Here is a 15,060-nt window from a genome sequence, read left to right as displayed (position 1 = left end):
TAAGCCAGTAATCCCTACCGGTTATGCCTTCCTGATTTTCAAGTCCATCTTATGATATATTACTCTTCCGTTGATTTCACATGTTCGGCAATCAGCTTTTGCTTCATATTCCATGCGGCCGGGCTGATATTCACGCGGTAAATCTCCGGGTTCAGCTTCCGTTGGTACTCCGGCCAGAAAAGATTCAACTGTTCCTTATGATACGCACGTATTTCATCCAGCGTAGGCAGATCGTACACTTTACGTCCATTCACAAAAATCGGCTCCAGCATGTTAACTGCTTCATAACGGGTCACCGTTTTTTTCAGATAAGGATGTAGCGGGTTGAACAGCTTGAGCGGTCCTCCCTGAAGCGGCTGCTCCTCGTCCGGATAGCAGATATAATCCGCAATCGCTTTGCCATGCTTCGGATCAATGATGCGGAAGACTTCTTTTTTACCCGGTGTAGACACCTTCTCGGGATTGGCCGATATTTTGAGCGTTGGCAACATTTCACCGTTAACCTCACGCTCTACCAGCTTGTAGACTCCACCCAAAGAAGGCTGATCCGATGCTGTAATCAGTTGTGTACCGACACCCCATGTGTCAATCCGTGCACCTTGAGCTTTCAAGTTAAAGATCGTATTCTCATCGAGATCATTCGAAGCTACGATTTTCACATAGTCCAGTCCCGCTTCATCCAACATCTGACGGGCCTGAATCGAGAGATATGCAAGGTCACCGCTATCCAGACGAATAGCATTCATCTTTTTGCCTTGGCTCTCCAGCCACTTGGCTGTTTTGATTGCATGAGGTACACCGCTATTCAGCGTATCAAACGTATCCACGAGAAGCGTCACCTGATCCGGTAGCACTCTTGCATACGCATCAAACGCCTCCTGCTCCGTCATAAAGCTCTGCACCCAGGAATGTGCGTGTGTGCCTGCTGTCGGAATGCCAAACTGTTCACCAGCCAGCATATTGGATGTCGCATGGAAACCGGCAACATATGAAGCACGAGCCCCCCAAATCGCAGCATCCGCCTCTTGTGCACGGCGTGTTCCGAACTCAAGCAATGTATCTTGCTGTGCCACCTGCTTAATACGAGATGCTTTCGTTGCAATCAGTGTCTGATAATTCATGAAATTAAGTATCGCTGTTTCCACCAACTGCGTTTCCATAATCGTTCCTTCAACCCGAATGAGCGGTTCGTCAGGAAAAACAATTGCACCCTCCTTCATGGAATGAATCGTTCCCTGGAAAGAGAACTGAAGCAATTCCTCCAGAAAGACCGGGTCATAGTTCTCTGGTTGTTTGGATAAAAACTTGATGTCCTCCATCGTGAAGCGAAGCTGGCTGATATAATTCACAATACGTTCCAATCCGGCAAATACGGCATAACCGTTGCCAAAAGGAAGCTTACGGAAGTAGGCTTCAAATACCGCCTTCCGTTTGTGTGTACCATTCACCCAGTGCGCATACATCATGTTGATCTGATATTTATCCGTATGTAAAGCCAGGCTTGTTGTCTGCATTTGTCTCATCCTCTCTGACTTCCGCTCGTTTCTCAGATCATTCCTGAAAATACGGGCTTAAAGCTGATTACACCGCAATGTTCGGTGGCGAATCAGGCCAAAATCGTTTCACTTGCCTTAACCACCTGCGCCCCCATGCTGGAACGAAAGTGTCCAAGTGCCCATTCATGCCCTGCAGGGTTAAAACTGGCTACAGCGTCCTCATAGATCGTAATATGGAATCCTTTGTTATAGGCGTCCACAGCGGTATGTAATACACATATATCTGTACATACCCCGATTAAAGCAATATCCGTTATGCCTCGTTCGCGCAGCTTCAGCTCCAGGTCTGTTCCGCAGAACGCGCTATATCTCGTTTTATCCATCCACCGAATTTCATTCGCATGCTTCTCCATTACTTCGGCAAGACGACCATATAGCTGTCTTCCCTCTGTATCACGGATGTTATGAGGCGGGAAAAGTACGGTTTCCGGATGATAAGGGTCATTTTTTTCATGTAAATCTACTGCCATAATCACTTCATCTTTATTATCGAGATACGCCTCGGTAATCGCAGCTACCGTTTCCTGAATCTCTACGGCCGGCTGACCCACAGGCAAAGCTCCCGTAACAAAATCTCGTGTAAAATCGATAACAATCAATGCTTTCATCGTCCACACTCCCTTGTTTGAATATGGTTGAATGCATCACACGCTTTTTACGTATAGATCGATAAACGCGGCACTAGTTCAGTGAATCGATACAGCTGTGCCGGACGCTGGGAGTACTGATTGGAGCTGACCAGATTGCCCTCATCGTCACGCACTTCCTCGACAATCCCTTTACGGCTGCGTGTAGATGTTATTTTACGAATAAAATTAGGCTCTTCGAAATCGGGTACAACACTCTGGATGACCTGATATAATTCACTTAACGTGAAATCGCGCGGCAGAAACTGTCTCGCAATCGTGGTCTCCAACATCTGTTGCTGAATTCGTCTGTATGCATCTTCGATGATCGTTCTGTGATCAAAGGCGAGTTCCAGTTCTTCCAGTGCCTCCTGGATCGTAAACAACCCTACATCTTCGGCATCATCTGCTGCCTGCCTGTGTTCAAGCATCCATTCCTCTACAAGTGCAAAGAAGGCATGAGAGATAATCCAACCTCTGGGATCACGTCCGGGCTGACTATAAACGTTTAGATATTCGAGATGTCCGCCGTCTACACCGGTCTCCTCCATCAGTTCGCGCTTCGCCGCTCCGTAAATGGATTCATTTTCTTGGCAAAATCCACCAGGTAATGCCCATCTTCCTGCAAACGGCCACCCCTTGCGTTTAATTAACATAACCTTCAACTCCCGAATCGGGAGGGTTTTCGTTACCGTTTTACGCTCCCGCTTCGTCAAGGTGAACATAACGATATCTGCAGGAACCCCGTCCGGGGTACGATATTTTTTGGAACTATAATTACGTGCTTCCAGTTCATCGTTTTCTGATTCAGTGTTCACGTGTTTGTTATTTTCGCTCATGGGCACCACCGACTATATTCATTTTGATAATCTCATTATGACATAATTATAACTTTTGTCAACAGTGGATTCCGTTTTCCCTTTTCAGGCTCTCGATTTGGCCACACGGAACGTTGCTGTAGCCATACATCCCAGCGTGCCTGCGGCATCGCGAACCTCAGATTGGGTCGTGATGCTACGCCCCGCTTGGTGCAACACGGTTGACGTTACGATTAATTCGCCCTGACTCATCGGAGCCAGAAAATGTACATTGAGGTTTGTAGTGACACAACTATCGACCTCCATGGCAGCTGTCGCCACCATGCCCATCGCCTGATCCATCAATGAGGTCAACACACCACCATGAATAATGCCCATGGAGTTGGTATGATTCTCTCCTGCTGTCAGCGCAATTTGGACTTCTTGTTTGTTGCCCTTGATATAGCGGCACCCGAGAAATCCCCAGAATCGGCCATCGCCGTCTTCCACCATTTTGTCCAAAATACTCATGTTTCATTTCTCCTTCTATTCTACACGTTGTTTAACTAACTCTAGATGTCTTTTTCGTTGCTCTATTCGGCGTTTAGCGATCTCTATGATGTCAAAAAAGGCGCGGACCGCGTCCGCACCCTTCCGTTCATTTAACCGCAGCTGGTTGGAGGTGAATCCGTTCCAGCTTCGACATTGACTTTCTCGGATACTGTATCCCGAATCACCGAGATGACCAGTTGAAGCAGGTAATTGATGTCACTTTGACTCTGTTGGAATTCGGTTACTAGCGGAATGCTGTCCAGTTCGTTTTGCAAGTCATCAATTTCCGCTTCAATTTTGCTAACCATCGCACTGTTATTGAAACTTTCGAAAGCAACAATTTCTTTCTGTTTCTTTTTAATCGTTGCGATCAATTGCTGAATACGCTCATGATCTCTGATTTTGGCTTCCGCCTGTTGAAACTGTTTCACTTCTTCGCTCGTTCCGAGCATGTCTGCCAGTTCTTTGGCCTTTCCCATAATGTCGTCGCGTATGATCAAATTGCGCGTATCGTAGGTTGGCATTCCGTAATGGTTGTACTGCACTTCTTCTTCCTGCGCCACTGTGATCGCTCCATTCGTATGAGATGATATAGGATGAGACTGCGGTTAAACATTGTGTTTGGACATTGGCTTGGGTGGACGCTCCGGGTTCGGATCGTTCTTTCGATCGCTGTTATCTCCGGATTTTTTCGATCCCCTTCTCCAAGGAGAAAATCCGGAGATAAAGGCGAACGCTTCGCTTCTACAGAATCGTTTCCTTCCCCTCCGCTACCTCAAGCCAATGTCCAAATCTTATATTGAACCTGAAAATCTCATCTTGTTGAGTTTTTGTAATAGTAAGGCTTGGGTGGACGCTTCGGGTTCGGATCGTTCTTTCGATCGCTGTTATCTCCGGATTTTTTTCGATCCCCTTCTCCAAGGAGAAAATCCGGCGATAAAGGCGAACGCTTCGCTTCTACAGAATCGATTCCTACCCCTCCGCTACTGGTTCGCAGCTACCGGCTCCGTAAGCAAGTTGCCACGAATATAAAATGTCATTGGATCGGTAATTTCAACTTGTACAAAAGTGCCAATCAGCTCCTTAGAGCCTTCAAAATGTACCAGCTTGTTGCTACGTGTACGTCCTGCAAGAACAGTTGAATTACGTTTGCTCTCGCCTTCGACAAGCACTTCAACAATCTTGCCACGTTGCTGCTCGTTGCTACGCTGGCTGTACTCGTTTACCGTTTCATTCAGGCGTTTCAGCCGTTCCTTTTTCACTTCCATCGGTACATTATCTTCCATCACTGCTGCAGGTGTACCTTCGCGTGGAGAGTAGATGTACGTATAGGCAAAATCATAACCAACTTCACGAACCAGAGAAAGTGTATCCTCAAACTGCTCGTCCGTTTCACCAGGGAATCCAACAATGAAATCCGTTGTCAGAACAACGTCTGGAATGGCCGTTTTGATCTTCGCCGCCAGATTCAAATAGTGTTCCCGCGTATATTTACGACTCATCCGTTTGAGCACTTCCGTGCTGCCTGATTGCACCGGTAAGTGGATGTGCTCCACCAGATTACCACCTTTGGCAAGCACCTCGATCAAGTGATCATCAAAGTCACGCGGATGGCTCGTTGTAAAACGCACACGTGGAATATCTATTTTACGAATATCGTCCATCAAGTCACCAAAGGTGTATTTCAGATCCGTAAAATCCTTACCATACGCATTCACATTCTGACCCAGCAGTGTAATTTCCTTGAATCCCTGTCTAGCCAGTTCTCTTACTTCTGCAATGACGTCCTCTGGACGACGGCTACGTTCTTTCCCCCGGGTAAACGGCACGATGCAATATGTACAGAACTTGTCGCAACCATACATAATGTTTACCCAGCCGCGCATGCCTTCACGTTTCTTCGGCAGGTTCTCAATGATGTCGCCTTCCTTGGACCATACTTCAACAACCATCTCTTTACTGAAGAGTGCTTCCTGAATCAGGTGCGGCAGACGGTGCACATTGTGGGTACCAAAGATCATGTCGACAAAACCATGCTTCTGCATGATCCGGTTAACGACACCTTCTTCTTGAGACATACATCCGCATACCCCAAGCAATAAACCTGGGTTTTCCAGCTTCAGTGTTTTCAGATGGCCCAGTTCGCCAAACACTTTGTCTTCCGCATTTTCACGAATCGCACACGTGTTAAGCAAAATGAGATCCGCAACTTTACGATCTTCCGTAGCTTGATATCCCATTGTCTCCAGCAGACCTTTGATCGTCTCAGAGTCGTGTTCATTCATCTGACATCCGTAGGTATATACGATATAATGTTTGCCTTTTCCGATCGTTTTCAGCTCATCGGGAACAGCAGTTTCATACAGAACCTGAATGTCCTCTTTGCCCCTTTGTTTCTCCTGGCGATGGTTCGGTTCCGCTTTGATATTAATCTCGCGGCCACGAATTCTAATCTTTTTGCTGAATTCATCTTGCGAAATTACTTTGGCATCGGAGAAATCAAAATATTGGGAGTAATCCTTTTTTGAGTCTTTAGCCATTTCCTTCGGTCACTCCTTACAGCCTCTATTCATAAAAAGCGTTCTTTTCATCACGAAATACAACCACTTGGTTCCTCATGCTTCAAAAGAGCATTACAGCAAATTATAACATGAATTGGGCTGTAGTTCCACAAGCAAACACGGCTCTGATGACTCGGTTTTACCGCCCTAATCCACCTTGTACAAAAAAACCTGAGCACATTGACGCACAGTTCAAGAAGAACCGCCTCTGCCAGTGTACTCAGGTCATTTTTACTTATATTCAGCCTTTAATACTGCACTGCAACGCTAAAGGCTGTGTAAACTCATTAATCAATGATTTCAGCAGTGTCGCCATTGCGAGCACCTGCTGCATTAGCTTCATCTGTATCGATGTGCATATCCAGTGCAAAGGAATCGGATACACGAGCCAGTACATTTTCGAGTACTAGGCCACGATCCCCACCCATGCGAACTTTCAACATTTGTTTGTCTTCAATGCCCCATTTTGCTGCATCGGACGTGTGGAAGTGGATGTGACGAGCCGCAACGATAACACCTTTGTCAATCGTTACTTCGCCAGCTGGACCTTTAATCGTGATTCCTGGTGTACCTTCGATGCTACCAGATTCACGCACAGGTGCTTTTACACCGATCGCAAAAGAATCCGTCATAGAGATTTCCAATTGTGTTTCCGGACGAACAGGTCCGAGGATACGTACTTTATCAAACTGTCCTTTGGAACCAATGACCGCTACGGTTTCATTGGCAGCGTATTGTCCGGGCTGGGACAGAGGTTTAAATTCAGTCAGTTCATAACCTTTGCCGAACAAAATGTCAACGTGCTCTTGGGATACGTGAATGTGACGGGCGGATACGCCCACAGGTACTGTTTTACTCATCGTAAATTCACTCCTTGTTTATCTATGGCCTGTAGACAGGCTCTTAACAATCCAAGTGGTATTATACTCCTTTTTACTGTGAAATGAAAACAAACTGATGAAAATTCATGAAATACACTTATTTTCGCTAATTCATTTCCATTTCGGGACACTTATTTTGAAAAAGTGAGATTTATTACATCCTCTTTCTTACTACATTATTTGCTTTTTTATTTTTCTTCGTCTCTTTATGAATTAAATTTACTCACATGCATTAGTCCACCCTCTGGCAAGTGTTCCCCGAGATAACGCATTGCATTCCCCCATAACCAGCCATGCACCAATGCTTCGTCATAATGCTTCAGCAATATTTCTGTCAGCTTTGGATAACATCCTGCATGCTCCAGACCCTGAATTTTAGTTGAGATCCCGTCAAAATCTGATCCCATCATCAGATGATGAGCCCCTCCAAGCGAACAGATCTGTTCGATGTGTGGCAACAAATCCTCTATTCCTACCTCATCCGCGTCTTTGACAAACCATGGTACAAACGTCAAGCCAATACGTCCATCTCTCGCAACCATGGCCTGAATCTGGTCATCCTTTAAATTACGTATATGCGAACATACGCTATAGCTATTGGAATGCGAGGCTATAAAGGGACGTTCGCTCAAATCCGCCAGCTCCCAGAAACCTTTTTCCGATAAATGAGACACATCCAGGAGCATTCCCTTCTGATTGCAAAGACGCACCAGTTCCTTGCCTCTCTCTGTCAGACCCGCCCCCCGCTTTTCCATAATACCGTCCGCAGCCCAGTTCGCATGATTCCATGTAAGACCAATGACGCGTACCCCCATCTGAAAACACAATTCCAGATAAAACAGGTTTCCTTCCAGCCCCTCAACACCCTCCAATGTGATTAGGCCCCATGGAGCGATTTCCGCTTCCTTATGCAAGCGTGCTACCTGTTCACGCCAAAGCAGTGTCTTGACCCCACCAGGGCGCTGTACGCTATGCTCTACCTTTTTACGGTACAACTCCAGTTGTCCCATCACATGTTCAAACTTACCCCGGCCCAGCACTTCCGGCAGATAAATCGCAAACGCCTGCAGATGAACACCACCTTCTTGCATGCGCTCTAAATTAACATCCAGTTCGGAAGTCTTCTCAAAAGAAATTTCAGGTTTCATCAGCAACTTGCTTAGTGCATCACAATGAAAATCAGCGATACGCTCACCCATTCTCGGCATAGTCCGCCCTCCCCATCACATATAATTACCCATTTCCGTTCGATTCTTTTGTAAAATAACGCAAAAAAACCTGTCTACTTTATTCGTAAACAGGCTCATGCGTACGTTCAACTCATGTATTATCTGGGCTCCACAATCAGCTTAATGGCCGTTCGGTCCTCACCGTCAATCACAATGTCTGTAAAAGCTGGAATACAAATCAGGTCAACTCCGCTTGGTGCTACAAATCCCCGGGCAATCGCTACCGCTTTAATGGCTTGGTTCAGTGCTCCCGCTCCAATTGCCTGCAGTTCAGCATTTCCACGTTCACGAAGAACTCCTGCAAGAGCGCCGGCTACAGAGTTAGGATTGGACTTTGCTGAAACTTTTAATACATCCATGGTAAGTACCTCCCTGGGAATGTTGAAAGTTTGTTTCCACTTACTAGATGTTATTCGCGGGAGGAAAAAAAATTCCTTCTTTTTAGCAGGGTTTCCCCACAAAATGGGTCAATCCCCCTATTCCATGCGCCACTCGTCTTCCATTAATCGAACTTTCTCAATCCGGGTAGCCGCACCGGTTGCTTCATCGATATCCACGACCACGCCATGAAAATGCCATTTACCGTCGTCAACCACAAACCTTACGGGAAGCTGGGTATAAAATTTGCGCAGTACCGCTTCACGTTCCATGCCCAGAATGCCATCACGCGGTCCTACCATACCCGCATCGGTCAAATACGCCGTACCTCCAGGCAAAATACGTTCATCGTTGCTCTGCACGTGGGTATGCGTACCTACAACGAACGATGCGCGCCCATCGAGATGCCAGCCCATAGCGATCTTTTCAGACGTTGCTTCCGCGTGCATATCCACAAGAATGCACTTATACTCCCTACGTAGCTCATCCACAATCTCATCCGCTGCACGAAACGGACAATCAATCGCAGGCAAGAAAGTTCTGCCTTGCAGATTCACGATCGCAAGTTCTTTCCCCTCACCCTGAACTACGGTATACCCACGTCCAGGTGTATCCGGTGGAAAGTTGGCCGGTCTGATCATCCGCGGTTCATCATCTATAAAATCAAAAATATCCTTATTGTCCCAAGTATGGTTACCAAGCGTAATGCCATGTACACCCCAATTAAAAAATTCATTGGCAATCGCGCCTGTAATCCCGCGTCCTGCTGCAGCATTCTCACCATTTACAATGATCACATGTGGTTTATATTTCGATTTCAGATAGGGCAAGTTGTCTTTAAGGGCTTTACGCCCCACGTTTCCTACGATGTCCCCAATAAACAAAACTCTCATGATTTGTTGCCTCCTCAATTCCTGCATGGCTTATCAACAGGAAAAGTGGCCCACTGAAGCGGCCACTTTTCCAAAATGCTCTATTTTGCGTATTCAACCGCCCGAGTTTCCCGGATCACGGTGACTTTGATATGACCTGGATAATCAAGTTCATTCTCGATCATCTTCGTGATGTCACGTGCGAGGCGGAAAGCTTCAGCATCATCAATCTTCTCAGGCTGCACCATGACACGAACTTCACGTCCAGCTTGGATGGCGTACGATTTCTCGACACCTTCGAACGATTCCGAAATTTCTTCCAGCTTCTCCAGTCGTTTGATGTATGTCTCCAATGTTTCTCGGCGTGCACCCGGACGAGCTGCGGACAGCGCATCAGCTGCACCCACCAGCATCGCAATAACCGAAGTTGCTTCGCAGTCCCCGTGATGGGAAGCGATACTGTTGATAACCACTGGGTGTTCCTTGTATTTCTTCGCTAGCTCCACGCCAATTTCAACGTGTGATCCTTCCACTTCGTGATCCAGCGCTTTACCGATGTCATGCAACAAACCTGCACGTCTTGCCAAAGTTACGTCTTCTCCAAGTTCTCCAGCCATTAGTCCTGCCAAATAAGCAACTTCCATCGAATGTTTCAAGACGTTCTGACCGTAGCTTGTACGGAACTTCAGGCGGCCCAGAATTTTGATGAGATCTGGGTGTAGACCATGCACGCCCACTTCAAAGGTAGCTTGTTCACCGTATTCACGGATGCGCTCATCCACTTCTTTACGTGACTTCTCCACCATCTCTTCAATACGCGCCGGGTGAATTCGTCCATCCGCCACCAGTTTCTCCAGTGCCGTCCGAGCAATCTCACGGCGAATCGGGTCAAAGCCCGACAGAATAACAGCTTCTGGCGTATCATCGATAATGAGGTCAATCCCAGTAAGGGTTTCAAGAGCACGGATGTTACGTCCTTCACGACCGATAATCCGGCCTTTCATTTCTTCATTAGGCAGCGTTACAACGGATACCGTTGTCTCCGCTACATGGTCAGCCGCACAGCGTTGGATAGCGAGTGTAATGATCTCGCGGGACTTTTTGTCCGCTTCTTCCTTCGCTTGCTGTTCGATGTCCTTGATCATTTGAGCCGTCTCATGACGAACTTCCTGTTCTACGTTGGACAGTATGATACTGCGTGCGTCTTCCATTGTGAGATTGGAGATTCGTTCAAGCTCCGTCACCTGGTTTTTGTAGATCATTTCGATCTGCTGCTGTGTTTCATCGATACGTTTCTCTTTGTTAGCCACTTGCTCTTCTTTACGTTCGAGTGATTCCAATTTTTTATCCAGCGACTCTTCTTTTTGCAACAATCGTCTCTCTTGTCGTTGAATTTCGTTCCGACGTTCACGAGTGTCCTTTTCAGCTTCGGCGCGAATGCGATGAATCTCGTCCTTCGCTTCCAGCACCGTTTCTTTCTTCAGTGCCTCTGCCTCTTTTTTCGCGTTCTCCACGATTTGTACGGCAGCTTGTTCCGCACTAGAGATTTTAGCCTCTGCAAGAGATTTGCGAATAAAATATCCGACTCCGAACCCAATAACGAGCGCAGCCACAACGAGAATGATCGTGATAGCAATGTTCATACTGTTCACCTCCTCGTTGGTTCCTCCAAGGCACTCCTTGGGTCAACTTTTCTGTTTTCATGTCTTACATATGTTTGGGAATAACGAATACTCACGGCGATCCCCCGCCGATTTTCATTTCACATGTACATGACCACATGTACTATCCACTGTTTCCAGTGAACCCATAATCAGGAATGGAGTAAATCTGAAGAAACCGAAACCGCTTTTTTGGAAGGAAAAAGGGTTGTCTACTTCTTACAGACTCATGTCCATTTTAGTATTTGACGAAAGAAATTGTCAAGAGAATGCAGTATTGTTAGTCTTCTCGTCTAGTCCCATAACAATGCTTCATCATCTTCGGCATCTTCTGCTTCATCCTCTTCCAATAAACGATTCATGACCCGGCGCACCAGATCCGTGCTAAAACCGCGTCGCATCAAGAACGGGAACGTTTTACGTTTCTTCTCCTGCACATCTCCACGAACCTGTTTCCACTTCTTGCGACCCGCTATTAATGCGGTGTCGTATTCCGCATCTTCGCTCACGTCATCTAGTACTTCAGCAATGAGTTCATTTGCAATGCCTTTTTGACGCAATTCTTGTCTTATCCACAGTTTTCCCTTCCGCTGCCCCTCCATACGCTGCCTTGTCCATTCCTTAGCAAATAGATCATCATCAACGAGTTTCTCTTGTACAAGCCGATCCAAGACCTCATCAATGATTGGCATAGCGAACTCTTTTTGCTTTAACTTCTCCTTTAATTCATGACGTGTCCGTTGCTTAAACTCCAAAAAGCGTAAGGATTGCACATATGTTCGCTGGCGTTCATCCGCGATGATGATTTCCTCCAGATCTTTCTTCATAAAAATGTTGCCGCGTGTCATCCTGTACTTAATCATCACATCTTCTAGAACCGTAAGTGAGTAGTTACCAAATGAAATCCGGTAGCGAGCCTCTCTGCTCTTGGTGCGCTCTACCCGAGTAATGATAAGTTCTTCATCATCTGGAAATTGAGAGATGCCATTAAATTCCGCTGTTTCTTGCAATTCTTCGTCATCATCATATTCTTGCTCCTTTTGGCGATGTTTCACTACGATCTTCACGCTCCCTTTATTTATACTTCTGGTCAAAATGAATTCTCTTCGGTCGCTCTTACGATCTAGATTCAGCTCAGGTTAAGGATGGCATAGATGCTAACAGCCTCTGTCCGGAATGGACAGAGGCTGTTAGCATCGCGAAAAACCAATCCTATTTAGCTAGATAAGCATTAGCAATCGCTCAATACAAAGTTCAGGCTGTGACAGAAGATCAAAGCCTTCCCTCATAGAAGAACTACTCATTAATTTCGAATAATTCCTGTTCTTCAGCCGCTTCTTTTTCTTGCTCTTCACTCGTTGGAGCAGGAATAGCCGTTGTCAAATTGCTGGCTTCACGAATTTTCTGCTCAATCACATCAGCAATTTCTTTATGTTCTTTCATAAACTGCTTCGCGTTCTCACGGCCTTGACCTAAACGTTCACCTTCATATGAATACCAAGCACCGCTTTTGTTAACGATATCCAGCTCTGTACCGATATCGATGATACTTCCCTCTTTGGAAATACCTTCACCATACATAATGTCAACTTCCGCTTGTTTGAACGGAGGTGCCACTTTGTTTTTAACAACTTTAATACGGGTACGGTTACCCGTAATGTCATTGCCTGATTTGATACTCTCAATACGGCGTACATCTAGACGAACCGTGGAATAGAACTTTAATGCGCGGCCACCAGGTGTCGTTTCCGGGTTACCAAACATAACCCCAACTTTCTCACGAAGCTGATTGATGAAGATGGCAATCGTTTTAGATTTACTGATTGCACCGGACAATTTACGAAGCGCCTGGGACATCAAACGAGCCTGCAAACCAACGTGAGAATCTCCCATCTCTCCTTCAATCTCTGCTTTTGGTACAAGCGCTGCTACCGAGTCAATAACAATGATGTCTACTGCACCACTGCGTACAAGAGCCTCGGCGATTTCCAATCCTTGCTCACCTGTATCCGGTTGAGACAAGAGCAATTCATCAATGTTAACACCCAGTTTGCTTGCATAATTCGGATCAAGTGCGTGCTCGGCATCGATAAACGCAGCTTGTCCACCTACACGTTGAACTTCAGCAATGGCATGCAATGCCACAGTGGTTTTACCTGAAGATTCAGGTCCATATATTTCAACAATACGGCCTTTCGGCAAGCCGCCTGTTCCTAATGCAATATCCAAAGCCAATGATCCACTGGGAATGATTTCCACATTCATGTGAGTTGACTCACCCAATTTCATGATGGAACCTTTACCAAATTGCTTCTCTATTTGACGGAGCGCCATATCAAGCGCGGCACGACGGTCTGACAATAAACTCACACCCTTTACTGTTTATAATATAATGATACCTTGTTTTAACTCGTTTGCCAAGCTTTTTTTCGAACATACATTCGTTTTTTTTGTTCAGGCCGAGGCGCCTCTTCCTCATGGAAATTGAATAAAAAACAGAAAAAGAACCGTAAATGAAGCTGTTAAGCCACATTTTACGGTTCTTCCGTCTTTAATCATTATACTTCCTCAATTATGCAAATGCAATCTGCCTGCGTAATCGTCAGTCAATAGCCACTAACTTTTGCCATAACCGATATAAAATCGCTTTTGCCGAGCGAATGCGAACCGTTTCCCGGTTACCGTTAATCCGGAGTTCATGAATCTCCGTATCCTTCCCACGCTCAGCCAAAGCGATAAATACGAGACCTGGTGGTTTACGTTCCGAATATCCCGGACCGGCTACTCCGGTAATAGCCAACCCAAAATCTGCATCCCCGATCATACGGATCTGCTCGGCAAGCACTTTTGCCACCTCTGGGCTAACAGCACCCGGTGCATCTTCACCCTCTAAGTAACTGTGAGGCACATTTAACAGCTTTTCTTTAATCTCATTAGAGTAACATACAATGCCACCTTTTAACATCGAGGCACTTCCAGGCACTGAAGTTAAGCTTTGCATCACAAGCCCTCCTGTGCAGCTTTCAGCCGCGCTCAGGGTAAGCCCCATATCAGACATCATTGTAACAATCGTGTACTCTATAGGCACATCCTCGTTAGCGTAGAGATGCTCAGACAAACGCTCGCGAATCTGCACTTCCATCGCATCCAGCTTTAACTTGGCTTCTCCTTCGCTCGGAGCCTTGGTAGACACACGTACGGTCACTTCTCCCTCACTCGCGTAGGGAGCGATCGTAGGGTCTGTCTGTCCGTCGATCAAGTCAAGCAACCGATCCTCTAGAGCAGATTCTCCAATGCCTGCGAATTTCAACATGCGTGAATAAATCGGCATTTCTTCTGTAAGAGCATGCTGGAGCAACCAAGGTTTGACTTCCTGCTCGAACATTGGAATCAATTCTTTAGGCGGCCCAGGCATAACAACATAAAATTTATCGTTATCCGCAATCGCGTTTCCTGCAGCAAGTCCGGTTTCATTCGCCAGAGGAGTTCCACCCTCGAGAACAATGGCTTGACGCCGATTATTTTCCGTCATTTCCACATTTCGATCGCGGAAGAAACCTTCAATTTTATCCATGGCCATACGGTCAATATGCAATTTCCGATTCAACACTGCAGCCAGCGCGTCTTTAGTCAAATCATCCTGTGTTGGACCGATGCCCCCGGAAAATAAAATAATGTCTGCACGTCCTTGCGCGATACGTATCGCTTCACTAAGCCGATTCTGATTATCTCCAACCACCGTTTGAAAATATACGTCAATCCCCATGGCAGCAAGTTCCCGGGAAAGGTATCTGGCATTGGTATTTACGATTTGTCCCAGCAGTAATTCTGTACCAACTGCAATAATCTCTGCCTTCATTTTGGCTTCCTCCTGTACACATGTGGAGTAGTCAAAGGGCAATAGGATGAGTTCCTATTGCCCTTTGACCCGATAAGTCTTTCATCAT

Annotated in this window: 14 protein-coding genes; all 14 read right to left on the bottom strand. The window is 46.2% G+C overall.

Annotated elements, in window-relative coordinates; translation table 11 throughout:
* Positions 1-59: 59 nt before the first annotated feature.
* The 14 genes from M3629_RS04675 to M3629_RS04610 all read right to left on the bottom strand — a co-directional run bounded on the left by M3629_RS04675 (position 60) and on the right by M3629_RS04610 (position 14,972).
* On the bottom strand, positions 60-1,514 hold the full coding sequence (locus M3629_RS04675; RefSeq protein WP_251503082.1) for a nicotinate phosphoribosyltransferase: 1,455 nt from the start codon (positions 1,512-1,514) through the stop codon (positions 60-62).
* A 92-nt stretch (positions 1,515-1,606) separates the two neighbouring features.
* Positions 1,607-2,164: a cysteine hydrolase family protein gene (locus M3629_RS04670; protein WP_251503081.1), complete on the bottom strand. Its 558-nt coding sequence runs from the start codon at positions 2,162-2,164 to the stop codon at positions 1,607-1,609.
* Between the two features lie 47 nt (positions 2,165-2,211).
* Positions 2,212-3,021, bottom strand: a complete 810-nt coding sequence (locus M3629_RS04665; protein WP_251503080.1) for an NUDIX hydrolase — start codon at positions 3,019-3,021, stop codon at positions 2,212-2,214.
* Between the two features lie 84 nt (positions 3,022-3,105).
* A complete protein-coding gene (locus tag M3629_RS04660) occupies positions 3,106-3,510 on the bottom strand; it encodes a PaaI family thioesterase (RefSeq protein WP_251503079.1) in 405 nt (134 codons plus the stop codon).
* A gap of 131 nt (positions 3,511-3,641) precedes the next feature.
* Positions 3,642-4,055: a RicAFT regulatory complex protein RicA family protein gene (locus M3629_RS04655; RefSeq protein ID WP_251504558.1), complete on the bottom strand. Its 414-nt coding sequence runs from the start codon at positions 4,053-4,055 to the stop codon at positions 3,642-3,644.
* Between the two features lie 459 nt (positions 4,056-4,514).
* Positions 4,515-6,071: a tRNA (N6-isopentenyl adenosine(37)-C2)-methylthiotransferase MiaB gene (gene miaB / locus M3629_RS04650; RefSeq protein ID WP_251503078.1), complete on the bottom strand. Its 1,557-nt coding sequence runs from the start codon at positions 6,069-6,071 to the stop codon at positions 4,515-4,517.
* A 308-nt stretch (positions 6,072-6,379) separates the two neighbouring features.
* A complete protein-coding gene (gene pduL / locus M3629_RS04645; RefSeq protein ID WP_251503077.1) occupies positions 6,380-6,952 on the bottom strand; it encodes a phosphate propanoyltransferase in 573 nt (190 codons plus the stop codon).
* 227 nt (positions 6,953-7,179) lie between these two features.
* On the bottom strand, positions 7,180-8,181 hold the full coding sequence (locus tag M3629_RS04640; RefSeq protein ID WP_251503076.1) for a dipeptidase: 1,002 nt from the start codon (positions 8,179-8,181) through the stop codon (positions 7,180-7,182).
* A 119-nt stretch (positions 8,182-8,300) separates the two neighbouring features.
* Complete coding sequence (locus M3629_RS04635; RefSeq protein ID WP_007430104.1) at positions 8,301-8,561, bottom strand: stage V sporulation protein S; 261 nt, start codon at positions 8,559-8,561, stop codon at positions 8,301-8,303.
* Positions 8,562-8,678: 117 nt separating this feature from the next.
* On the bottom strand, positions 8,679-9,473 hold the full coding sequence (locus tag M3629_RS04630; RefSeq protein ID WP_251503075.1) for a TIGR00282 family metallophosphoesterase: 795 nt from the start codon (positions 9,471-9,473) through the stop codon (positions 8,679-8,681).
* Between the two features lie 80 nt (positions 9,474-9,553).
* Positions 9,554-11,095 carry a ribonuclease Y gene (rny, locus tag M3629_RS04625; protein ID WP_145329856.1) on the bottom strand — a complete coding sequence of 514 codons (1,542 nt, stop codon included), beginning with the start codon at positions 11,093-11,095 and terminating at the stop codon, positions 9,554-9,556.
* Between the two features lie 311 nt (positions 11,096-11,406).
* On the bottom strand, positions 11,407-12,207 hold the full coding sequence (locus M3629_RS04620) for a regulatory protein RecX (RefSeq protein WP_251503074.1): 801 nt from the start codon (positions 12,205-12,207) through the stop codon (positions 11,407-11,409).
* 202 nt (positions 12,208-12,409) lie between these two features.
* Positions 12,410-13,474, bottom strand: a complete 1,065-nt coding sequence (gene recA, locus M3629_RS04615) for a recombinase RecA (protein ID WP_285888165.1) — start codon at positions 13,472-13,474, stop codon at positions 12,410-12,412.
* Positions 13,475-13,715: 241 nt separating this feature from the next.
* Positions 13,716-14,972 (bottom strand): competence/damage-inducible protein A, encoded by a 1,257-nt coding sequence (locus M3629_RS04610; RefSeq protein ID WP_251503073.1) that lies wholly within the window; start codon positions 14,970-14,972, stop codon positions 13,716-13,718.
* Between the last annotated feature and the right edge of the window lie 88 nt (positions 14,973-15,060).

The organism is Paenibacillus polysaccharolyticus (genome assembly GCF_023714295.1).
Classification (GTDB): domain Bacteria; phylum Bacillota; class Bacilli; order Paenibacillales; family Paenibacillaceae; genus Paenibacillus; species Paenibacillus polysaccharolyticus_A.
Note: the sequence above shows the minus strand (reverse complement) of the source record. Positions and strands in the feature narration are given on the sequence as shown.